We start from the raw sequence: 17,316 nt of genomic DNA, 5'->3' as shown, positions 1-17,316 counted from the left end.
CGCAGTTCTACTTCCGTACTACTGACGTGACTGGCACCATCGAACTGCCGGAAGGCGTAGAGATGGTAATGCCGGGCGACAACATCAAAATGGTTGTTACCCTGATCCACCCGATCGCGATGGACGACGGTCTGCGTTTCGCAATCCGTGAAGGCGGCCGTACCGTTGGCGCGGGCGTTGTAGCTAAAGTTCTGGGCTAATTCGTTAGCTTTGAATAAAAAAGGGCGCTTCGGCGCCCTTTTTGTTGTCCGTCGTTCAGCGAAAAGGGCGGTGCTACTGGCGATTCATAACGTGCGCTGCGGCGGATAATGAGTAAATGGTCTATTGTAATCATAACTATTCTCATTTAATATTTGTGCATAAATTGAACGGGAGTTTATATGTACGTTTGTTTGTGCAATGGCGTCAGCGATAAAAAAATTCGCCAGGTTGTTCGCCAGTTTCAACCGCAATCTTTTCAGCAATTACGTAAGTTTGTTCCCGTTGGAAATCAATGCGGTAAGTGTGTTCGCGCGGCGCGGGAAGTTATGGAAGATGAATTAACCACCATGCCGGAATTCAAAGAAATCGCCTGAAGTCCACGCTTCTCTTTTGACATCCCTATAGGCCGGACTACGCTTCAATGAGTGGAAGCGGAGGGACTATATAATGAAAGGTGATGTCAAAATCATAAGTTATCTCAATAAATTATTGGGAAATGAGCTGGTCGCAATTAATCAGTACTTTCTCCATGCGAGAATGTTCAAAAACTGGGGCCTGATGCGCCTCAACGATATTGAGTACCACGAATCCATCGACGAAATGAAGCACGCCGATAAATACATCGAGCGTATTCTTTTTCTCGAAGGTATCCCGAATCTGCAGGATCTCGGCAAACTTGGCATCGGTGAAGATGTGGAAGAGATGCTGCAGTCCGATTTAAGACTGGAGCTGGAGGGGGCGCAAAACCTGCGCGAGGCGATCGCCTATGCCGACAGCGTCCATGACTACGTCAGCCGCGATATGATGATTGAGATCCTGGCGGATGAAGAAGGCCATATCGACTGGCTGGAAACCGAACTCGATCTGATCGGCAAAATCGGTCTGCAAAATTACCTGCAGTCGCAGATCAAAGTGTCAGACTAGCCAGCGTCTGACACCCGCACCAGAAACCCGCGGCCGCCAGAAATGGCCCAAACGGCAGCGGGTTGTTCCCCCTCCATTTACTGCTCCCGCCGTACCTGGCGTACAAACCTGATACTGCCCACACCGCGCAGGCGAGCAGCGATGCCACCAGTAGAAGCTGCGGCAGCAATCGCCAGCCATGCCAGGCGCCGAGGGCGGCGAGATATTTGATATCCCCATACCCCAATCCCTCATAGCCGCGGATCCCGCGATATAGCCAGTAAAGCGCAGCCAAATAGAGATAGCCGGCTATCGCCCCCCAGACGGCATCATGAAGCTGGTGCGGCGCCAGACAGAGATAAAAAAGCAAACCACTCCACAGCAGGGGACAGGTGTAACGGTCGGGCAGCAGGCCGTGACGCAGGTCCTGGTGGCATAAGGCTAAGGTCAATCCGCTATAGCACAGCAAGAAGGGGAGGGCGGCGAGCATGGTTAACCCCGCAATCGTCAAAGAACATCGTCTCACTATGCTTATTGTCCCCGTTCAGTGCAAAAGGGACTTTCCTGGAATGGATGGCGCCATCCGCGTTAAATTGCCGCGTTTTCACCCGGTACCGTTCGCTAGCGCGAAGGTGCGCAAATCCTGGTGATGATTTTCTAAACAGCACTTGCGTAGCGCCAGAATTTGCGTATAATGCGCGGGCCTGTCAAAGTTGACGGCCGGTTCAATATGAACCCTGGTAATCGCAGTTGGGTTATCAAACAATGTCCCCAATCGGGGGGCTATGTAAGAACGGTTACACTCTCCCATCAATCGTAATGGGTATGAGGAGTAATCATTTCGTCTATAAAATAATTGGAGCTCTGGTCTCATGCAGAACCAAAGAATCCGTATCCGCCTGAAAGCGTTTGATCATCGTCTGATCGATCAATCAACCGCGGAAATCGTCGAGACTGCTAAGCGCACTGGTGCGCAAGTCCGTGGTCCGATCCCGCTGCCGACCCGCAAAGAGCGCTTTACCGTTCTGATCTCCCCGCACGTCAACAAAGACGCGCGTGACCAGTACGAAATTCGCACTCACAAGCGTCTGGTTGACATCGTTGAGCCAACTGAAAAAACCGTTGATGCTCTGATGCGTCTGGATCTGGCTGCCGGTGTAGACGTGCAGATCAGCCTGGGTTAATCAGGTCATCGAGCGATTGAGAGGTTGAAACAATGATTGGTTTAGTCGGTAAAAAAGTGGGCATGACCCGCATCTTCACTGAAGATGGCGTTTCTATCCCAGTAACCGTAATCGAAGTTGAAGCAAACCGTGTTACTCAGGTTAAAGACCTGGCTAACGATGGCTACCGCGCAATCCAGGTTACCACCGGTGCTAAAAAAGCTAACCGTGTAACCAAGCCGGAAGCGGGTCACTTCGCTAAAGCTGGCGTTGAAGCTGGCCGTGGTCTGTGGGAATTCCGTCTGGCTGACGGCGAAGAATTCACCGTAGGTCAGAACATTAGCGTTGAACTGTTTGCTGACGTTAAAAAAGTTGACGTAACCGGTACCTCTAAAGGTAAAGGTTTTGCTGGTACCGTTAAGCGCTGGAACTTCCGTACCCAGGACGCTACTCACGGTAACTCCTTGTCCCACCGCGTTCCGGGTTCTATCGGTCAGAACCAGACTCCGGGCAAAGTGTTCAAAGGCAAGAAAATGGCAGGTCAGCTGGGTAATGAGCGTGTAACCGTTCAGAGCCTGGACGTAGTACGTGTTGACGCTGAGCGCAACCTGCTGCTGGTTAAAGGTGCTGTCCCGGGTGCGACCGGTAGCGACCTGATCGTTAAACCAGCTGTGAAGGCGTGAGGAGATAGCAATGGAATTAGTATTGAAAGACGCGCAGAGCGCGCTGACTGTTTCCGAAACTACCTTCGGTCGTGATTTCAACGAAGCGCTGGTTCACCAGGTTGTTGTTGCTTATGCAGCTGGTGCGCGTCAGGGCACTCGTGCTCAGAAGACTCGTGCTGAAATCACTGGCTCCGGTAAAAAACCGTGGCGCCAGAAAGGTACCGGCCGTGCGCGTTCTGGTTCTATCAAGAGCCCGATCTGGCGTTCCGGTGGCGTGACCTTTGCTGCTCGTCCGCAGGACCACAGTCAAAAAGTTAACAAGAAGATGTACCGCGGCGCGCTGAAAAGCATCCTGTCCGAACTGGTACGTCAGGATCGTCTGATCGTTGTCGAGAAGTTCTCTGTTGAAGCGCCGAAAACTAAGCTGCTGGCACAGAAACTGAAAGACATGGCTCTGGAAGATGTGCTGATCATCACCGGTGAGCTGGACGAGAACCTGTTCCTGGCCGCACGTAACCTGCACAAGGTTGACGTACGTGATGCGAACGGTATCGACCCGGTTAGCCTGATCGCCTTCGACAAAGTCGTAATGACTGCTGATGCTGTTAAGCAAGTTGAGGAGATGCTGGCATGATTCGTGAAGAACGTCTGCTGAAGGTGCTGCGCGCACCGCACGTTTCTGAAAAAGCGTCTACTGCGATGGAAAAAACAAACACCATCGTTCTCAAAGTTGCTAAAGACGCGACCAAAGCAGAAATCAAAGCTGCTGTGCAGAAACTGTTTGAAGTCGAAGTCGAAGTCGTTAACACCCTGGTTGTTAAAGGGAAAGTTAAACGTCACGGACAGCGTATCGGTCGTCGTAGCGACTGGAAAAAAGCTTACGTCACCCTGAAAGAAGGCCAGAATCTGGACTTCGTTGGCGGCGCTGAGTAAGTCGGAGGAGTAATACAATGGCAGTTGTTAAATGTAAACCGACATCTCCGGGTCGTCGCCACGTCGTTAAAGTGGTTAACCCAGAGCTGCACAAGGGCAAACCTTTTGCTCCGTTGCTGGAAAAAAACAGCAAATCCGGTGGTCGTAACAACAATGGCCGTATCACCACCCGTCATATCGGTGGTGGCCACAAGCAGGCTTACCGTATTGTTGACTTCAAACGCAACAAAGATGGTATCCCGGCAGTTGTTGAACGTCTTGAGTACGATCCGAACCGCTCCGCGAACATCGCGCTGGTTCTGTACAAAGACGGCGAGCGCCGTTACATCCTGGCCCCGAAAGGCCTGAAAGCTGGCGACCAGATTCAGTCTGGCGTTGATGCTGCAATCAAAGCAGGCAACACCCTGCCGATGCGCAATATCCCGGTTGGTTCTACCGTTCATAACGTAGAAATGAAACCAGGTAAAGGCGGTCAGCTGGCTCGTTCCGCTGGTACTTACGTTCAGATCGTTGCTCGCGACGGTGCTTATGTCACCCTGCGTCTGCGTTCTGGTGAAATGCGTAAAGTCGAAGCAGACTGCCGCGCTACTCTGGGCGAAGTTGGCAATGCTGAGCATATGCTGCGCGTTCTGGGTAAAGCAGGTGCTGCACGCTGGCGTGGTGTTCGTCCTACCGTTCGCGGTACTGCGATGAACCCAGTAGACCACCCACATGGTGGTGGTGAAGGTCGTAACTTTGGTAAGCACCCGGTATCCCCGTGGGGCCTGCAGACCAAAGGTAAGAAGACCCGCAGCAACAAGCGTACTGATAAATTCATCGTACGTCGCCGTAGCAAATAATTTTAGAGGATAAGCCATGCCACGTTCTCTCAAGAAAGGTCCTTTTATTGACCTGCACTTGCTGAAGAAGGTAGAGAAAGCGGTGGAAAGCGGAGACAAGAAGCCCCTGCGCACTTGGTCCCGTCGTTCAACGATCTTTCCTAACATGATCGGTTTGACCATCGCTGTCCATAATGGTCGTCAGCACGTTCCAGTATTTGTTTCCGACGAAATGGTCGGTCACAAACTGGGTGAATTCGCACCGACTCGTACTTATCGCGGCCACGCTGCTGATAAAAAAGCGAAGAAGAAATAAGGTAGGAGGAAGAGATGGAAACTTTAGCTCAACATCGCCATGCTCGTTCTTCTGCTCAGAAGGTTCGCCTTGTAGCTGACCTGATTCGCGGTAAGAAAGTGTCGCAGGCCCTGGATATTCTGACCTACACCAACAAAAAAGCTGCTGTACTGGTCAAGAAGGTACTGGAATCTGCCATTGCTAACGCTGAACACAACGATGGCGCTGACATTGATGATCTGAAAGTTGCGAAAATTTTCGTAGACGAAGGCCCGAGCATGAAGCGCATTATGCCGCGTGCTAAAGGTCGTGCAGATCGCATCCTGAAGCGCACCAGCCACATCACTGTGGTTGTGTCCGATCGCTGAGACTCTGGAGACTAGCAATGGGTCAGAAAGTACATCCTAATGGTATTCGCCTGGGTATTGTCAAACCATGGAACTCTACCTGGTTCGCGAACACCAAAGAATTCGCTGACAACCTGGACAGCGATTTTAAAGTACGTCAGTTCCTGACTAAAGAACTGGCTAAAGCGTCTGTATCTCGCATCGTTATCGAGCGTCCGGCTAAGAGCATCCGTGTGACCATTCACACCGCTCGCCCGGGTATCGTTATCGGTAAGAAAGGCGAAGACGTAGAAAAACTGCGCAAGGTCGTAGCGGATATCGCTGGCGTACCTGCACAGATCAATATCGCCGAAGTTCGTAAACCTGAACTGGACGCAAAACTGGTTGCTGACAGCATCACTTCTCAGCTGGAACGTCGCGTTATGTTCCGTCGTGCGATGAAGCGTGCTGTACAGAACGCAATGCGTCTGGGCGCTAAAGGTATCAAAGTTGAAGTTAGCGGCCGTCTGGGCGGCGCGGAAATCGCACGTACCGAATGGTACCGTGAAGGTCGCGTACCGCTGCACACTCTGCGTGCTGACATCGACTACAACACCTCTGAAGCGCACACCACTTACGGTGTAATCGGCGTTAAGGTATGGATCTTCAAAGGTGAGATCCTGGGTGGTATGGCTGCTGTTGAACAACCGGAACCGGCTGCTCAACCTAAAAAGCAGCAGCGTAAAGGCCGTAAATAAGGAGCGTCGCTGATGTTACAACCAAAGCGTACAAAATTCCGTAAAGTGCACAAAGGCCGCAACCGTGGTCTGGCGCAGGGTACGGATGTTAGCTTCGGCACTTTCGGTCTGAAAGCTGTTGGCCGTGGTCGTCTGACTGCACGTCAGATCGAAGCAGCACGTCGTGCTATGACCCGTGCAGTTAAGCGTCAAGGTAAGATCTGGATCCGTGTATTCCCGGACAAACCGATCACCGAGAAGCCGCTGGAAGTTCGTATGGGTAAAGGTAAAGGTAACGTGGAGTACTGGGTTGCCTTGATTCAGCCGGGTAAAGTCCTGTATGAAATGGACGGTGTACCGGAAGAGCTGGCCCGTGAAGCATTCGGCCTGGCAGCAGCGAAACTGCCGATCAAAACCACCTTTGTAACTAAGACGGTGATGTAATGAAAGCAAAAGAGCTGCGTGAAAAAAGCGTTGAAGAGCTGAACGCTGAGCTGCTGAACCTGCTGCGTGAGCAGTTCAACCTGCGCATGCAGGCTGCAAGTGGCCAGCTGCAACAGACTCATCTGCTGAAGCAAGTGCGTCGTGATGTTGCACGCGTTAAGACTTTACTGACTCAGAAGGCGGGTGCGTAATGACCGATAAAATCCGTACTCTGCAAGGTCGCGTAGTTAGCGACAAAATGGAGAAATCCATTGTTGTTGCTATCGAACGTATGGTGAAACACCCGGTTTACGGCAAATTCATCAAACGTACGACCAAACTGCACGTACATGACGAGAACAACGAATGCGGTATCGGCGACAAGGTTGAAATCCGCGAATGCCGTCCGCTGTCCAAGACTAAGTCCTGGACGCTGGTTCGCGTTGTAGAGAAAGCGGTTCTGTAATAGAGTACGCATTCTCGATACGGATAAACGGCTCAGCGATGAGCCGTTTATTTTTTCTACCCATATCTGGTTTGTGGTGTTATAATGCCGCGCCCTCGATATGGGGCTTTTTAACGACCCTAATTTTCGGGTCTCAGTAGTAGTTGACATTAGCGGAGCACTAAAATGATCCAAGAACAGACTATGCTGAACGTCGCCGACAACTCCGGTGCACGTCGCGTAATGTGTATCAAGGTTCTGGGTGGCTCGCACCGTCGCTACGCAGGCGTAGGCGACATCATCAAGATCACCATCAAAGAAGCAATTCCGCGTGGTAAGGTCAAAAAAGGTGATGTGCTGAAGGCGGTAGTGGTGCGCACCAAGAAGGGTGTTCGTCGCCCGGACGGTTCTGTCATTCGCTTCGATGGTAATGCATGCGTTATTCTGAACAATAACAGCGAGCAGCCTATCGGTACGCGTATTTTTGGGCCGGTAACTCGTGAACTTCGTACCGAGAAGTTCATGAAAATTATCTCTCTGGCACCAGAAGTACTCTAAGGAGCGAATCATGGCAGCGAAAATCCGTCGTGATGACGAAGTTATCGTGTTAACCGGTAAAGATAAAGGTAAGCGCGGTAAAGTTAAGAATGTCCTGTCTTCCGGCAAGGTCATTGTTGAAGGTATCAACCTGGTTAAGAAACACCAGAAGCCGGTTCCGGCTCTGAACCAACCAGGCGGCATCGTTGAAAAAGAAGCTGCAATTCAGGTTTCTAACGTTGCAATCTTCAATGCGGCAACCGGCAAGGCTGACCGTGTAGGCTTTAGATTCGAAGACGGCAAAAAAGTCCGTTTCTTCAAGTCTAACAGCGAAACTATCAAGTAATTTGGAGTAGTACGATGGCGAAACTGCATGATTACTACAAAGACGAAGTAGTTAAGAAACTCATGACTGAGTTTAACTACAATTCTGTCATGCAAGTCCCTCGGGTCGAGAAGATCACCCTGAACATGGGTGTTGGTGAAGCGATCGCTGACAAGAAACTGCTGGATAACGCAGCAGCTGACCTGGCAGCAATCTCCGGTCAAAAACCGCTGATCACCAAAGCACGCAAATCAGTTGCAGGCTTCAAAATCCGTCAGGGCTATCCGATCGGCTGTAAAGTAACTCTGCGTGGCGAACGCATGTGGGAGTTCTTTGAGCGCCTGATCACTATTGCTGTACCGCGTATTCGTGACTTCCGCGGCCTGTCCGCTAAGTCTTTCGACGGTCGTGGCAACTACAGCATGGGTGTCCGTGAGCAGATCATCTTCCCAGAAATCGACTACGATAAAGTCGACCGCGTTCGTGGTTTGGATATTACCATTACCACTACTGCGAAATCTGACGAAGAAGGCCGTGCTCTGCTGGCTGCCTTTGACTTCCCGTTCCGCAAGTAAGGTAGGGTTACTTAATGGCTAAGCAATCAATGAAAGCACGCGAAGTAAAGCGCGTGGCTTTAGCTGATAAATTCTTCGCTAAACGCGCTGAACTGAAAGCTATCATCTCTGATGTGAACGCAACCGACGAAGATCGTTGGAATGCCGTTCTCAAGCTGCAGACTCTGCCGCGTGATTCCAGCCCGTCTCGTCAGCGTAACCGCTGCCGTCAAACAGGTCGTCCGCATGGTTTCCTGCGGAAGTTCGGGTTGAGCCGTATTAAGGTCCGTGAAGCCGCTATGCGCGGTGAAATCCCGGGTCTGAAAAAGGCTAGCTGGTAATTGTCACCAATTGAATCACGGGAGTAAAGACAGATGAGCATGCAAGATCCGATCGCGGATATGCTGACCCGTATCCGTAACGGTCAGGCCGCGAACAAAGCTGCGGTCACCATGCCTTCCTCCAAGCTGAAAGTGGCAATCGCCAACGTGCTGAAGGAAGAAGGTTTTATCGAAGATTTTAAAGTTGAAGGCGACACCAAGCCGGAACTGGAACTGACTCTTAAGTATTTCCAGGGTAAAGCTGTTGTAGAAAGCATTCAGCGTGTCAGCCGCCCAGGTCTGCGCATCTATAAGAAAAAAGATGAGCTGCCGAAAGTTATGGCCGGTCTGGGTATCGCAGTTGTTTCTACCTCTAAAGGTGTTATGACTGATCGTGCAGCGCGCCAGGCTGGTCTTGGTGGCGAAATTATCTGCTACGTAGCCTAATCGGAGGAAAAAATGTCTCGTGTTGCTAAAGCACCGGTCGTTGTTCCTGCCGGCGTTGATGTAAAAATCAACGGTCAGGTTATTACGATCAAAGGTAAAAACGGCGAGCTGACTCGTACTCTCAACGATGCTGTTGAAGTTAAACATGCAGATAATGCACTGACCTTCGGTCCGCGTGATGGTTACGCAGACGGTTGGGCTCAGGCTGGTACCGCGCGTGCCCTGCTGAACTCAATGGTTATCGGTGTTACCGAAGGCTTCACTAAGAAGCTGCAGCTGGTTGGTGTAGGTTATCGTGCAGCGGTCAAAGGGAATGTAGTAAACCTGGCTTTAGGTTTCTCTCACCCGGTTGATCATCAGCTGCCTGCGGGTATCACTGCAGAATGTCCGACTCAGACTGAAATCGTGCTGAAAGGCGCTGATAAGCAGGTGATCGGCCAGGTTGCAGCAGATCTGCGCGCCTACCGTCGTCCTGAGCCTTACAAAGGCAAGGGTGTTCGTTACGCCGACGAAGTCGTGCGTACCAAAGAGGCTAAGAAGAAGTAAGGTAACACTATGGATAAGAAATCTGCTCGTATCCGTCGTGCGACCCGCGCACGCCGCAAGCTCCAGGAGCTGGGCGCAACTCGCCTGGTGGTACATCGTACCCCGCGTCACATTTACGCACAGGTAATTGCACCGAATGGTTCTGAAGTTCTGGTAGCTGCTTCTACTGTAGAAAAAGCTATCGCTGAACAACTGAAGTACACCGGTAACAAAGACGCTGCTGCAGCTGTGGGTAAAGCTGTCGCTGAACGCGCTCTGGAAAAAGGCATCAAAGATGTTTCCTTTGACCGTTCCGGGTTCCAATATCATGGTCGTGTCCAGGCACTGGCAGATGCTGCCCGTGAAGCTGGCCTTCAGTTCTAAGGTAGAGGTGTAAGATGGCTCACATCGAAAAACAAGCTGGCGAACTGCAGGAAAAGCTGATCGCGGTAAACCGCGTATCTAAAACCGTTAAAGGTGGTCGTATTTTCTCCTTCACAGCTCTGACTGTAGTTGGCGATGGTAATGGTCGCGTTGGTTTTGGTTACGGTAAAGCGCGTGAAGTTCCAGCAGCGATCCAGAAAGCGATGGAAAAAGCCCGTCGCAATATGATTAACGTCGCGCTGAACCACGGCACCCTGCAGCACCCGGTTAAGGGTACTCACACGGGTTCTCGTGTATTCATGCAGCCGGCTTCCGAAGGTACCGGTATCATCGCCGGTGGTGCAATGCGCGCCGTTCTGGAAGTCGCTGGGGTTCGTAACGTTCTGGCTAAAGCGTATGGTTCCACTAACCCGATTAACGTGGTTCGTGCAACTATCGACGGTCTGGAAAACATGAAGTCCCCGGATATGGTCGCTGCCAAGCGTGGTAAATCCGTTGAAGAAATTCTGGGGAAATAAACCATGGCAAAGACTATTAAAATTACTCAAACCCGCAGTGCAATCGGTCGTCTGCCGAAACACAAGGCAACGCTGCTTGGCCTGGGTCTGCGTCGTATTGGTCACACCGTAGAGCGCGAGGATACTCCTGCTGTTCGTGGTATGGTCAACGCGGTTTCCTTCATGGTTAAAGTTGAGGAGTAAGAGATGCGTTTAAATACTCTGTCTCCGGCCGAAGGCTCCAAAAAGGCGGGTAAACGCCTGGGTCGTGGTATCGGTTCTGGCCTCGGTAAAACCGGTGGTCGTGGTCACAAAGGTCAGAAATCTCGTTCTGGCGGTGGCGTACGTCGCGGTTTCGAGGGTGGTCAGATGCCTCTGTACCGTCGTCTGCCGAAATTCGGCTTCACTTCTCGTAAAGCGATGATCACCGCAGAGATCCGTCTCTCCGATCTGGCTCACGTAGAAGGCGATGTAGTAGACCTGAACGCGCTGAAAGCGGCTAACATTATCGGTGTCCAGATCGAGTTCGCGAAAGTGATCCTGTCTGGTGAGGTAACTCGTCCGGTAACTGTTCGTGGCCTGCGTGTGACTAAAGGTGCTCGTGCTGCTATCGAAGCTGCTGGCGGTAAAATTGAGGAATAAGTAGCAGATGGCTAAACAACCGGGATTAGATTTTCAAAGTGCCAAAGGTGGCCTTGGCGAACTGAAACGCAGACTTCTGTTTGTGGTCGGTGCGCTGATAGTGTTCCGTATTGGCTCTTTTATTCCGATCCCTGGTATTGATGCCGCTGTACTTGCCAAACTGCTTGAGCAACAGCGAGGCACCATCATTGAAATGTTCAACATGTTCTCTGGTGGTGCTCTCAGCCGTGCTTCTATCTTTGCATTGGGGATTATGCCGTATATCTCGGCATCAATCATCGTGCAGCTGCTGACGGTGGTTTATCAACCGCTGGCGGAACTGAAGAAAGAAGGGGAGTCTGGTCGTCGTAAGATCAGCCAGTACACCCGCTACGGTACTCTGGTGCTGGCGATATTCCAGTCGATCGGTATTGCTACCGGTCTGCCGAATATGCCTGGTATGCAGGGCCTGGTGATTAATCCAGGCTTTGCATTCTATTTCACCGCTGTTGTTAGTCTGGTCACAGGGACTATGTTCCTGATGTGGCTCGGCGAACAGATCACTGAACGCGGTATCGGTAACGGTATCTCGATCATTATCTTCGCCGGTATCGTTGCGGGACTCCCGCCGGCCATCGCCCATACTATCGAGCAAGCGCGTCAAGGCGACCTGCACTTCCTCCTGTTGCTGTTGGTTGCAGTATTAGTATTTGCAGTGACCTTCTTTGTTGTATTCGTTGAACGTGGGCAACGCCGCATTGTGGTAAACTACGCGAAACGTCAACAGGGTCGTCGTGTCTATGCTGCACAGAGCACACATTTACCGCTGAAAGTGAATATGGCGGGGGTAATCCCGGCAATCTTCGCTTCCAGTATTATACTGTTCCCGGCAACCATCACGTCATGGTTCGGGGGTGGTACTGGTTGGAACTGGCTGACAACAATTTCGCTGTATTTGCAGCCTGGGCAACCGCTTTATGTGTTACTCTATGCGTCTGCAATCATCTTCTTCTGTTTCTTCTACACGGCGTTGGTTTTCAACCCGCGTGAAACAGCAGATAACCTGAAGAAGTCCGGTGCATTTGTACCAGGAATTCGTCCGGGAGAGCAAACGGCGAAGTATATCGATAAAGTGATGACTCGCCTGACTCTGGTTGGTGCGTTGTACATTACTTTTATCTGCCTGATCCCGGAGTTCATGCGTGACGCGATGAAAGTGCCGTTCTACTTCGGTGGGACCTCGCTGCTTATCGTTGTTGTCGTGATTATGGACTTTATGGCTCAAGTGCAAACTCTGATGATGTCCAGTCAGTATGAGTCTGCATTGAAGAAGGCGAACCTGAAAGGCTACGGCCGCTAAAACTGGTCGCCCGAGAAGTTACGGAGAGTAAAAATGAAAGTTCGTGCTTCCGTCAAGAAATTATGCCGTAACTGCAAAATCGTTAAGCGTGATGGCGTCATCCGTGTGATTTGCAGTGCCGAGCCGAAGCATAAACAGCGCCAAGGCTGATTTTTTCGCATATTTTTCTTGCAAAGTTGGATTGAGCTGGCTAGATTAGCCAGCCAATCTTTTGTATGTCTGTACGTTTCCATTTGAGTATCCTGAAAACGGGCTTTTCAGCATGGTGCGTACATATTAAATAGTAGGAGTGCATAGTGGCCCGTATAGCAGGCATTAACATTCCTGATCACAAACATACCGTAATCGCTTTAACCGCTATTTTCGGTATCGGCAAAACCCGTTCTAAAGCCATCTGCGCTGAAACGGGCATCGCTGAAAATGTTAAGATCAGTGAGCTGTCTGAAGAACAAATTGATATTCTGCGTGAAGCAGTAGGTAAATTTGTCGTTGAAGGTGATCTGCGCCGTGAAATCACCCTGAGCATCAAGCGTCTGATGGACCTTGGTTGCTACCGTGGTTTGCGTCATCGTCGTGGTCTCCCGGTTCGCGGTCAGCGTACCAAGACCAACGCACGTACCCGTAAGGGTCCGCGTAAACCGATCAAGAAATAATCGGGGTGATTGAATAATGGCAAAGGCACCAATTCGTGCACGTAAGCGTGTAAGAAAACAAGTCTCTGACGGCGTGGCTCATATCCATGCTTCTTTTAACAACACCATCGTTACCATTACTGATCGTCAGGGTAACGCACTGGGTTGGGCAACAGCCGGTGGTTCCGGTTTCCGTGGTTCTCGCAAATCCACTCCGTTCGCAGCTCAGGTTGCAGCAGAGCGTTGCGCAGAAGCCGTAAAAGAATACGGCATCAAGAATCTGGAAGTTATGGTCAAAGGTCCGGGTCCGGGTCGCGAATCTACCATTCGTGCACTGAACGCCGCTGGTTTCCGCATCACTAATATTACTGATGTGACTCCGATCCCTCATAACGGTTGTCGTCCGCCGAAAAAACGTCGCGTATAACGCTGCGTTTTCCAGGTTAGTTGGAGAAAGAAAATGGCAAGATATTTGGGTCCTAAGCTCAAGCTGAGCCGTCGTGAGGGCACCGACTTATTCCTTAAGTCTGGCGTTCGCGCGATCGATACCAAGTGTAAAATTGAACAAGCTCCTGGCCAGCACGGTGCGCGTAAGCCGCGTCTGTCTGACTATGGTGTGCAGTTGCGTGAAAAGCAAAAAGTTCGCCGTATGTACGGTGTGCTGGAGCGTCAGTTCCGTAACTACTATAAAGAAGCAGCACGTCTGAAAGGCAACACCGGTGAAAACCTGTTGGCTCTGCTGGAAGGTCGTCTGGACAACGTTGTATACCGTATGGGCTTCGGCGCCACTCGTGCTGAAGCACGCCAGCTGGTTAGCCACAAAGCGATTATGGTAAACGGTCGTGTTGTTAACATCGCTTCTTATCAGGTTAAAGCGAATGACGTTGTCAGCATTCGTGAGAAAGCGAAAAAGCAATCTCGCGTGAAAGCCGCTCTGGAGCTGGCTGAGCAGCGTGAAAAGCCAACCTGGCTGGAAGTTGATGCTGGCAAGATGGAAGGTACGTTCAAGCGTCAGCCGGAGCGTTCTGATCTGTCTGCGGACATTAACGAACACCTGATCGTCGAGCTTTACTCCAAGTAAAGCTTAGTACCAAAGAGAGGACACAATGCAGGGTTCTGTGACAGAGTTTCTAAAACCGCGCCTGGTCGATATCGAGCAAGTGAGTTCGACGCACGCCAAGGTGACCCTTGAGCCTTTAGAGCGTGGCTTCGGCCATACTCTGGGTAACGCACTGCGCCGTATTCTGCTCTCATCGATGCCGGGTTGCGCGGTGACCGAGGTTGAGATTGATGGTGTACTGCACGAGTACAGCACCAAAGAAGGCGTTCAGGAAGACATCCTTGAAATCCTGCTCAACCTGAAAGGGCTGGCGGTGAGAGTTCAGGGTAAAGATGAAGTCATCCTTACTTTGAATAAATCTGGCATTGGCCCTGTGACCGCAGCCGACATTACCCACGACGGTGATGTCGAAATCGTCAAGCCGCAGCACGTGATTTGCCACCTGACTGATGAGAACGCTGCTATCAGCATGCGTATCAAAGTTCAGCGCGGTCGCGGTTATGTGCCGGCTTCTGCCCGAATTCATTCGGAAGAAGATGAGCGCCCAATCGGCCGTCTGCTGGTCGACGCCTGCTACAGCCCTGTAGAGCGTATTGCCTACAATGTTGAAGCTGCGCGTGTAGAACAGCGTACCGACCTGGACAAGCTGGTCATCGAAATGGAAACCAACGGCACAATCGATCCTGAAGAGGCGATTCGTCGTGCGGCAACCATCCTGGCTGAACAACTGGAAGCTTTTGTTGACTTACGTGATGTACGTCAGCCAGAAGTGAAAGAAGAGAAACCAGAATTCGATCCGATCCTGCTGCGCCCTGTTGACGATCTGGAATTGACTGTCCGCTCTGCTAACTGCCTCAAGGCAGAAGCTATCCACTATATCGGTGATCTGGTACAGCGTACCGAGGTTGAGTTGCTGAAAACGCCGAACCTGGGTAAAAAATCTCTTACTGAGATTAAAGACGTGCTGGCTTCCCGTGGACTGTCTCTGGGCATGCGCCTGGAAAACTGGCCACCAGCAAGCATTGCTGACGAGTAACCGGATCACAGGTTAAGGTTTTACTGAGAAGGATAAGGTCATGCGCCATCGTAAGAGTGGTCGTCAACTGAACCGCAACAGCAGCCATCGCCAGGCTATGTTCCGTAACATGGCAGGTTCGCTGGTTCGTCATGAAATCATCAAGACGACCCTGCCGAAAGCGAAAGAACTGCGTCGCGTAGTTGAGCCGCTGATTACTCTTGCCAAGACTGATAGCGTTGCTAATCGTCGTCTGGCATTCGCCCGTACTCGTGATAACGAGATCGTGGCAAAACTGTTTAACGAGCTGGGCCCGCGTTTCGCGAGCCGCGCCGGTGGTTACACTCGCATTCTGAAGTGTGGCTTCCGTGCAGGCGACAACGCGCCGATGGCATACATCGAGCTGGTTGATCGTGCTGAGCCGAAAGCAGAAGCTGCTGCAGAGTAATCTGTAGTAACGTAAAAAAACCCGCCCCGGCGGGTTTTTTTATATCTACCCCATCCCCACTTCACTACAATATCTGTACTCTTTTTGTTCATCCCCGGAGCCGTAGAATGTGGTTACTGGATCAGTGGGCAGAACGCCATATCCTCGATGCCCAAACCAAAGGCGAGTTCGATAATTTACCCGGTAGCGGCGTGCCGCTAACGCTCGATGACGATTCGCATGTACCGGCCGAGCTGCGGGCAGGCTATCGCCTTCTGAAGAATGCAGGGTGTCTTCCCCCGGAGCTGGAGCAGCGCAAAGAAGCGGTGGCTCTGGCAGACTTGCTTAAGGGGGTCCGTCAGGACGACCCGCGGCATGCCGAACTCAGCAAGCGCCTCGCTCTGCTCGAGCTTAAGCTGCGTCAGGCAGGACTGAACACCGACTTTTTACGCGGTGAGTACGCCGATGCGTTGCTGCACAAAATTAATCAGGAGTGAATATGTATCGTATTGGTGAGCTGGCAAAACTGGCTGATGTGACGCCAGATACCATCCGTTATTATGAAAAACAGCAAATGATGGATCATGACGTGCGCACTGAGGGGGGATTTCGTCTTTACTCGGATAACGATCTTCAGCGTTTGCGCTTTATTCGCTATGCCCGTCAGCTGGGCTTTACTCTGGAAGCGATCCGCGAATTATTGTCGATCCGTATCGATCCGGAGCATCACACCTGTCAGGAGTCGAAAGGGATCGTTCAGGCGCGATTAAGCGAAGTTGAGGCGCGGATCAACGAGCTACAAACGATGCGTCGCTCTCTGCAACGGCTCAATGATGCCTGCTGCGGCACAGCTCACAGCAGCGTTTACTGTTCGATCCTCGAGGCCCTTGAGCAAGGCGCCAGCAACGGCAATACCGGGCGTTGATTTTTTGTGCGCGCGGATCTACACTCGCGCGGAATTCACACATCCACTGGAGTTACTATGAGTCGCTATCAGCATACCAAAGGACAAATTAAAGATAACGCCATTGAGGCACTTCTCCACGATCCATTATTCAGGCAGCGCGTAGAGAAGAATAAGAAAGGGAAAGGAAGCTATCAACGTAAAGATAAACATGCAGCAAGGAATGACCGGGAGGCCAGTGGCAAGCAAGCGAATCGCTTTTTTACCACTGGCCTTCTGCTTTCACTGCTGATTAAGAACGGTTGTTTTGTTCTTTCAGCAGATCGCGAATTTCGCTCAGCAGGACTTCTTCTTTAGAGGGCGCTGGCGGTGCCGCCGGAGCCTCTTCTTTCTTACGATTTAACTTATTCATCAGTTTAATCGCCATGAAAATGGCAAATGCGACGATGATGAAATCGAAAACGTTCTGAATAAACACCCCGTAGTGCATCACCACTGCCGGTACATCACCCTGGGCATCGCGCAGCGTGACGGCAAACTGTTTAAAATCGATCCCGCCAATCAACAGGCCGAGCGGCGGCATAATAATATCCGCGACCAGTGACGAAACAATTTTACCAAATGCTGCACCGATGATCACACCCACTGCCAAATCGACAACGTTCCCGCGCATCGCGAATTCGCGAAACTCTTTTAAAAAACTCATTTTATTCTCCTTGAGCCAGCTGACGTTGTAAGTTTAACAAATGTATTTTCATTTGCCATTCCCCGTAGAGCGTTACAGGAAAATATTAACCTT

General features: G+C 51.2%; 35 protein-coding genes and 1 pseudogene. 34 read left to right on the top strand and 2 right to left on the bottom strand.

What is annotated here, in order from left to right:
* The 3 genes and pseudogenes from tuf to bfr form a co-directional block, all read left to right on the top strand.
* Window positions 1-200 (top strand): annotated as a pseudogene (gene tuf, locus MKR05_RS26085) (elongation factor Tu); the annotation flags it as partial.
* 180 nt (window positions 201-380) lie between these two features.
* Window positions 381-575: a bacterioferritin-associated ferredoxin gene (gene bfd / locus MKR05_RS26080; protein ID WP_004152415.1), complete on the top strand. Its 195-nt coding sequence runs from the start codon at window positions 381-383 to the stop codon at window positions 573-575.
* 73 nt (window positions 576-648) lie between these two features.
* The gene (gene bfr, locus MKR05_RS26075) at window positions 649-1,125 is read left to right on the top strand and encodes a bacterioferritin (RefSeq protein WP_004206792.1); all 477 of its coding nucleotides are present in this window, start codon (window positions 649-651) and stop codon (window positions 1,123-1,125) included.
* On the opposite strand, the gene MKR05_RS26070 is transcribed toward bfr, so the two are convergent.
* Entirely contained in the window at window positions 1,109-1,594 is a 486-nt protein-coding gene (locus MKR05_RS26070) for an A24 family peptidase (RefSeq protein WP_048298474.1), read from the bottom strand. The genes bfr and MKR05_RS26070 overlap by 17 nt on opposite strands.
* A 382-nt stretch (window positions 1,595-1,976) precedes the next feature.
* Here MKR05_RS26070 and rpsJ point away from each other — a divergent pair, with 382 nt between their 5' ends.
* The 31 genes from rpsJ to MKR05_RS25915 all read left to right on the top strand — a co-directional run bounded on the left by rpsJ (window position 1,977) and on the right by MKR05_RS25915 (window position 16,874).
* Window positions 1,977-2,288 (top strand): 30S ribosomal protein S10, encoded by a 312-nt coding sequence (gene rpsJ, locus MKR05_RS26065; protein ID WP_001181005.1) that lies wholly within the window; start codon window positions 1,977-1,979, stop codon window positions 2,286-2,288.
* 32 nt (window positions 2,289-2,320) lie between these two features.
* Window positions 2,321-2,950, top strand: coding sequence for a 50S ribosomal protein L3 (gene rplC / locus MKR05_RS26060; protein WP_002919796.1), 630 nt, complete (start codon window positions 2,321-2,323; stop codon window positions 2,948-2,950).
* A 10-nt stretch (window positions 2,951-2,960) separates the two neighbouring features.
* Window positions 2,961-3,566: a 50S ribosomal protein L4 gene (gene rplD, locus MKR05_RS26055; protein WP_002919794.1), complete on the top strand. Its 606-nt coding sequence runs from the start codon at window positions 2,961-2,963 to the stop codon at window positions 3,564-3,566.
* The gene (gene rplW, locus MKR05_RS26050; protein WP_000617546.1) at window positions 3,563-3,865 is read left to right on the top strand and encodes a 50S ribosomal protein L23; all 303 of its coding nucleotides are present in this window, start codon (window positions 3,563-3,565) and stop codon (window positions 3,863-3,865) included. The genes rplD and rplW overlap by 4 nt, the downstream gene beginning before the upstream one ends.
* 17 nt (window positions 3,866-3,882) lie before the next feature.
* Window positions 3,883-4,704, top strand: a complete 822-nt coding sequence (gene rplB / locus MKR05_RS26045) for a 50S ribosomal protein L2 (protein ID WP_002919786.1) — start codon at window positions 3,883-3,885, stop codon at window positions 4,702-4,704.
* 16 nt (window positions 4,705-4,720) lie between these two features.
* The gene (rpsS, locus tag MKR05_RS26040) at window positions 4,721-4,999 is read left to right on the top strand and encodes a 30S ribosomal protein S19 (protein WP_001138115.1); all 279 of its coding nucleotides are present in this window, start codon (window positions 4,721-4,723) and stop codon (window positions 4,997-4,999) included.
* Window positions 5,000-5,013: 14 nt separating this feature from the next.
* Window positions 5,014-5,346: a 50S ribosomal protein L22 gene (gene rplV, locus MKR05_RS26035; protein ID WP_002919773.1), complete on the top strand. Its 333-nt coding sequence runs from the start codon at window positions 5,014-5,016 to the stop codon at window positions 5,344-5,346.
* Between the two features lie 17 nt (window positions 5,347-5,363).
* The gene (gene rpsC, locus MKR05_RS26030) at window positions 5,364-6,062 is read left to right on the top strand and encodes a 30S ribosomal protein S3 (RefSeq protein WP_002919766.1); all 699 of its coding nucleotides are present in this window, start codon (window positions 5,364-5,366) and stop codon (window positions 6,060-6,062) included.
* 12 nt (window positions 6,063-6,074) lie between these two features.
* The gene (gene rplP, locus MKR05_RS26025; protein ID WP_002919759.1) at window positions 6,075-6,485 is read left to right on the top strand and encodes a 50S ribosomal protein L16; all 411 of its coding nucleotides are present in this window, start codon (window positions 6,075-6,077) and stop codon (window positions 6,483-6,485) included.
* Window positions 6,485-6,676, top strand: coding sequence for a 50S ribosomal protein L29 (rpmC, locus tag MKR05_RS26020; protein WP_002919754.1), 192 nt, complete (start codon window positions 6,485-6,487; stop codon window positions 6,674-6,676). The genes rplP and rpmC overlap by 1 nt, the downstream gene beginning before the upstream one ends.
* Window positions 6,676-6,930 (top strand): 30S ribosomal protein S17, encoded by a 255-nt coding sequence (gene rpsQ, locus MKR05_RS26015; protein WP_002919751.1) that lies wholly within the window; start codon window positions 6,676-6,678, stop codon window positions 6,928-6,930. Before rpmC ends, rpsQ begins: the two co-directional genes overlap by 1 nt.
* Window positions 6,931-7,095: 165 nt before the next feature.
* Window positions 7,096-7,467, top strand: a complete 372-nt coding sequence (gene rplN, locus MKR05_RS26010) for a 50S ribosomal protein L14 (RefSeq protein WP_002919748.1) — start codon at window positions 7,096-7,098, stop codon at window positions 7,465-7,467.
* Between the two features lie 10 nt (window positions 7,468-7,477).
* Window positions 7,478-7,792, top strand: coding sequence for a 50S ribosomal protein L24 (gene rplX / locus MKR05_RS26005; protein WP_000729185.1), 315 nt, complete (start codon window positions 7,478-7,480; stop codon window positions 7,790-7,792).
* A 14-nt stretch (window positions 7,793-7,806) separates the two neighbouring features.
* Complete coding sequence (gene rplE / locus MKR05_RS26000; RefSeq protein WP_001096200.1) at window positions 7,807-8,346, top strand: 50S ribosomal protein L5; 540 nt, start codon at window positions 7,807-7,809, stop codon at window positions 8,344-8,346.
* A 14-nt stretch (window positions 8,347-8,360) separates the two neighbouring features.
* Entirely contained in the window at window positions 8,361-8,666 is a 306-nt protein-coding gene (rpsN, locus tag MKR05_RS25995) for a 30S ribosomal protein S14 (RefSeq protein ID WP_002919667.1), read from the top strand.
* 33 nt (window positions 8,667-8,699) lie between these two features.
* Entirely contained in the window at window positions 8,700-9,092 is a 393-nt protein-coding gene (gene rpsH / locus MKR05_RS25990) for a 30S ribosomal protein S8 (RefSeq protein ID WP_002919665.1), read from the top strand.
* 12 nt (window positions 9,093-9,104) lie between these two features.
* Window positions 9,105-9,638: a 50S ribosomal protein L6 gene (gene rplF, locus MKR05_RS25985; RefSeq protein WP_002919662.1), complete on the top strand. Its 534-nt coding sequence runs from the start codon at window positions 9,105-9,107 to the stop codon at window positions 9,636-9,638.
* A 9-nt stretch (window positions 9,639-9,647) separates the two neighbouring features.
* Window positions 9,648-10,001 carry a 50S ribosomal protein L18 gene (gene rplR / locus MKR05_RS25980; protein WP_000358960.1) on the top strand — a complete coding sequence of 118 codons (354 nt, stop codon included), beginning with the start codon at window positions 9,648-9,650 and terminating at the stop codon, window positions 9,999-10,001.
* A 14-nt stretch (window positions 10,002-10,015) separates the two neighbouring features.
* Window positions 10,016-10,519, top strand: coding sequence for a 30S ribosomal protein S5 (gene rpsE / locus MKR05_RS25975; RefSeq protein ID WP_002919545.1), 504 nt, complete (start codon window positions 10,016-10,018; stop codon window positions 10,517-10,519).
* 3 nt (window positions 10,520-10,522) lie between these two features.
* Window positions 10,523-10,702 carry a 50S ribosomal protein L30 gene (rpmD, locus tag MKR05_RS25970; RefSeq protein ID WP_001140434.1) on the top strand — a complete coding sequence of 60 codons (180 nt, stop codon included), beginning with the start codon at window positions 10,523-10,525 and terminating at the stop codon, window positions 10,700-10,702.
* Between the two features lie 3 nt (window positions 10,703-10,705).
* Window positions 10,706-11,140: a 50S ribosomal protein L15 gene (gene rplO / locus MKR05_RS25965; RefSeq protein ID WP_002919516.1), complete on the top strand. Its 435-nt coding sequence runs from the start codon at window positions 10,706-10,708 to the stop codon at window positions 11,138-11,140.
* 7 nt (window positions 11,141-11,147) lie between these two features.
* The gene (secY, locus tag MKR05_RS25960; RefSeq protein WP_002919515.1) at window positions 11,148-12,479 is read left to right on the top strand and encodes a preprotein translocase subunit SecY; all 1,332 of its coding nucleotides are present in this window, start codon (window positions 11,148-11,150) and stop codon (window positions 12,477-12,479) included.
* Between the two features lie 33 nt (window positions 12,480-12,512).
* Window positions 12,513-12,629 carry a 50S ribosomal protein L36 gene (rpmJ, locus tag MKR05_RS25955; RefSeq protein ID WP_000868187.1) on the top strand — a complete coding sequence of 39 codons (117 nt, stop codon included), beginning with the start codon at window positions 12,513-12,515 and terminating at the stop codon, window positions 12,627-12,629.
* 146 nt (window positions 12,630-12,775) lie between these two features.
* Entirely contained in the window at window positions 12,776-13,132 is a 357-nt protein-coding gene (gene rpsM, locus MKR05_RS25950) for a 30S ribosomal protein S13 (protein ID WP_002919259.1), read from the top strand.
* A 16-nt stretch (window positions 13,133-13,148) separates the two neighbouring features.
* Entirely contained in the window at window positions 13,149-13,538 is a 390-nt protein-coding gene (gene rpsK / locus MKR05_RS25945) for a 30S ribosomal protein S11 (RefSeq protein ID WP_002919257.1), read from the top strand.
* 33 nt (window positions 13,539-13,571) lie between these two features.
* Complete coding sequence (rpsD, locus tag MKR05_RS25940; protein ID WP_002919224.1) at window positions 13,572-14,192, top strand: 30S ribosomal protein S4; 621 nt, start codon at window positions 13,572-13,574, stop codon at window positions 14,190-14,192.
* A gap of 25 nt (window positions 14,193-14,217) precedes the next feature.
* Window positions 14,218-15,207 carry a DNA-directed RNA polymerase subunit alpha gene (locus tag MKR05_RS25935; RefSeq protein ID WP_002919219.1) on the top strand — a complete coding sequence of 330 codons (990 nt, stop codon included), beginning with the start codon at window positions 14,218-14,220 and terminating at the stop codon, window positions 15,205-15,207.
* A gap of 40 nt (window positions 15,208-15,247) precedes the next feature.
* The gene (rplQ, locus tag MKR05_RS25930) at window positions 15,248-15,634 is read left to right on the top strand and encodes a 50S ribosomal protein L17 (RefSeq protein WP_002919206.1); all 387 of its coding nucleotides are present in this window, start codon (window positions 15,248-15,250) and stop codon (window positions 15,632-15,634) included.
* Between the two features lie 107 nt (window positions 15,635-15,741).
* On the top strand, window positions 15,742-16,110 hold the full coding sequence (locus tag MKR05_RS25925) for a DUF1992 domain-containing protein (RefSeq protein WP_032454201.1): 369 nt from the start codon (window positions 15,742-15,744) through the stop codon (window positions 16,108-16,110).
* A gap of 2 nt (window positions 16,111-16,112) precedes the next feature.
* Window positions 16,113-16,538, top strand: a complete 426-nt coding sequence (zntR, locus tag MKR05_RS25920) for a Zn(2+)-responsive transcriptional regulator (RefSeq protein ID WP_023291172.1) — start codon at window positions 16,113-16,115, stop codon at window positions 16,536-16,538.
* A 57-nt stretch (window positions 16,539-16,595) separates the two neighbouring features.
* Window positions 16,596-16,874, top strand: coding sequence for an alternative ribosome-rescue factor A (locus MKR05_RS25915; protein ID WP_023291171.1), 279 nt, complete (start codon window positions 16,596-16,598; stop codon window positions 16,872-16,874).
* Here MKR05_RS25915 and mscL read toward each other — a convergent pair.
* The gene (gene mscL / locus MKR05_RS25910; RefSeq protein WP_004145325.1) at window positions 16,810-17,223 is read right to left on the bottom strand and encodes a large-conductance mechanosensitive channel protein MscL; all 414 of its coding nucleotides are present in this window, start codon (window positions 17,221-17,223) and stop codon (window positions 16,810-16,812) included. The two genes, MKR05_RS25915 and mscL, sit on opposite strands and share 65 nt — an antisense overlap.
* Window positions 17,224-17,316: the final 93 nt, after the last annotated feature.

It is taken from the genome of Klebsiella sp. K5-204 (assembly GCF_030128585.1).
In the GTDB taxonomy this organism is placed as follows: domain Bacteria; phylum Pseudomonadota; class Gammaproteobacteria; order Enterobacterales; family Enterobacteriaceae; genus Klebsiella; species Klebsiella quasipneumoniae.
The sequence above is the reverse complement of the archived record's forward strand: the minus strand, read 5'-3'. Positions and strand labels throughout refer to the sequence as shown.

Excerpts from the sequence above, each read along its gene's own strand:
- bfd (WP_004152415.1), top strand. The coding sequence starts at position 381 with ATGTACGTTTGTTTGTGCAATGGCGTCAGCGATAAAAAAATTCGCCAG.
- bfr (WP_004206792.1), top strand. The coding sequence starts at position 649 with ATGAAAGGTGATGTCAAAATCATAAGTTATCTCAATAAATTATTGGGA.
- MKR05_RS26070 (WP_048298474.1), bottom strand. The coding sequence starts at position 1,594 with ATGCTCGCCGCCCTCCCCTTCTTGCTGTGCTATAGCGGATTGACCTTA.
- rpsJ (WP_001181005.1), top strand. The coding sequence starts at position 1,977 with ATGCAGAACCAAAGAATCCGTATCCGCCTGAAAGCGTTTGATCATCGT.
- rplC (WP_002919796.1), top strand. The coding sequence starts at position 2,321 with ATGATTGGTTTAGTCGGTAAAAAAGTGGGCATGACCCGCATCTTCACT.
- rplD (WP_002919794.1), top strand. The coding sequence starts at position 2,961 with ATGGAATTAGTATTGAAAGACGCGCAGAGCGCGCTGACTGTTTCCGAA.
- rplW (WP_000617546.1), top strand. The coding sequence starts at position 3,563 with ATGATTCGTGAAGAACGTCTGCTGAAGGTGCTGCGCGCACCGCACGTT.
- rplB (WP_002919786.1), top strand. The coding sequence starts at position 3,883 with ATGGCAGTTGTTAAATGTAAACCGACATCTCCGGGTCGTCGCCACGTC.
- rpsS (WP_001138115.1), top strand. The coding sequence starts at position 4,721 with ATGCCACGTTCTCTCAAGAAAGGTCCTTTTATTGACCTGCACTTGCTG.
- rplV (WP_002919773.1), top strand. The coding sequence starts at position 5,014 with ATGGAAACTTTAGCTCAACATCGCCATGCTCGTTCTTCTGCTCAGAAG.
- rpsC (WP_002919766.1), top strand. The coding sequence starts at position 5,364 with ATGGGTCAGAAAGTACATCCTAATGGTATTCGCCTGGGTATTGTCAAA.
- rplP (WP_002919759.1), top strand. The coding sequence starts at position 6,075 with ATGTTACAACCAAAGCGTACAAAATTCCGTAAAGTGCACAAAGGCCGC.
- rpmC (WP_002919754.1), top strand. The coding sequence starts at position 6,485 with ATGAAAGCAAAAGAGCTGCGTGAAAAAAGCGTTGAAGAGCTGAACGCT.
- rpsQ (WP_002919751.1), top strand. The coding sequence starts at position 6,676 with ATGACCGATAAAATCCGTACTCTGCAAGGTCGCGTAGTTAGCGACAAA.
- rplN (WP_002919748.1), top strand. The coding sequence starts at position 7,096 with ATGATCCAAGAACAGACTATGCTGAACGTCGCCGACAACTCCGGTGCA.
- rplX (WP_000729185.1), top strand. The coding sequence starts at position 7,478 with ATGGCAGCGAAAATCCGTCGTGATGACGAAGTTATCGTGTTAACCGGT.
- rplE (WP_001096200.1), top strand. The coding sequence starts at position 7,807 with ATGGCGAAACTGCATGATTACTACAAAGACGAAGTAGTTAAGAAACTC.
- rpsN (WP_002919667.1), top strand. The coding sequence starts at position 8,361 with ATGGCTAAGCAATCAATGAAAGCACGCGAAGTAAAGCGCGTGGCTTTA.
- rpsH (WP_002919665.1), top strand. The coding sequence starts at position 8,700 with ATGAGCATGCAAGATCCGATCGCGGATATGCTGACCCGTATCCGTAAC.
- rplF (WP_002919662.1), top strand. The coding sequence starts at position 9,105 with ATGTCTCGTGTTGCTAAAGCACCGGTCGTTGTTCCTGCCGGCGTTGAT.
- rplR (WP_000358960.1), top strand. The coding sequence starts at position 9,648 with ATGGATAAGAAATCTGCTCGTATCCGTCGTGCGACCCGCGCACGCCGC.
- rpsE (WP_002919545.1), top strand. The coding sequence starts at position 10,016 with ATGGCTCACATCGAAAAACAAGCTGGCGAACTGCAGGAAAAGCTGATC.
- rpmD (WP_001140434.1), top strand. The coding sequence starts at position 10,523 with ATGGCAAAGACTATTAAAATTACTCAAACCCGCAGTGCAATCGGTCGT.
- rplO (WP_002919516.1), top strand. The coding sequence starts at position 10,706 with ATGCGTTTAAATACTCTGTCTCCGGCCGAAGGCTCCAAAAAGGCGGGT.
- secY (WP_002919515.1), top strand. The coding sequence starts at position 11,148 with ATGGCTAAACAACCGGGATTAGATTTTCAAAGTGCCAAAGGTGGCCTT.
- rpmJ (WP_000868187.1), top strand. The coding sequence starts at position 12,513 with ATGAAAGTTCGTGCTTCCGTCAAGAAATTATGCCGTAACTGCAAAATC.
- rpsK (WP_002919257.1), top strand. The coding sequence starts at position 13,149 with ATGGCAAAGGCACCAATTCGTGCACGTAAGCGTGTAAGAAAACAAGTC.
- rpsD (WP_002919224.1), top strand. The coding sequence starts at position 13,572 with ATGGCAAGATATTTGGGTCCTAAGCTCAAGCTGAGCCGTCGTGAGGGC.
- MKR05_RS25935 (WP_002919219.1), top strand. The coding sequence starts at position 14,218 with ATGCAGGGTTCTGTGACAGAGTTTCTAAAACCGCGCCTGGTCGATATC.
- rplQ (WP_002919206.1), top strand. The coding sequence starts at position 15,248 with ATGCGCCATCGTAAGAGTGGTCGTCAACTGAACCGCAACAGCAGCCAT.
- MKR05_RS25925 (WP_032454201.1), top strand. The coding sequence starts at position 15,742 with ATGTGGTTACTGGATCAGTGGGCAGAACGCCATATCCTCGATGCCCAA.
- zntR (WP_023291172.1), top strand. The coding sequence starts at position 16,113 with ATGTATCGTATTGGTGAGCTGGCAAAACTGGCTGATGTGACGCCAGAT.
- MKR05_RS25915 (WP_023291171.1), top strand. The coding sequence starts at position 16,596 with ATGAGTCGCTATCAGCATACCAAAGGACAAATTAAAGATAACGCCATT.
- mscL (WP_004145325.1), bottom strand. The coding sequence starts at position 17,223 with ATGAGTTTTTTAAAAGAGTTTCGCGAATTCGCGATGCGCGGGAACGTT.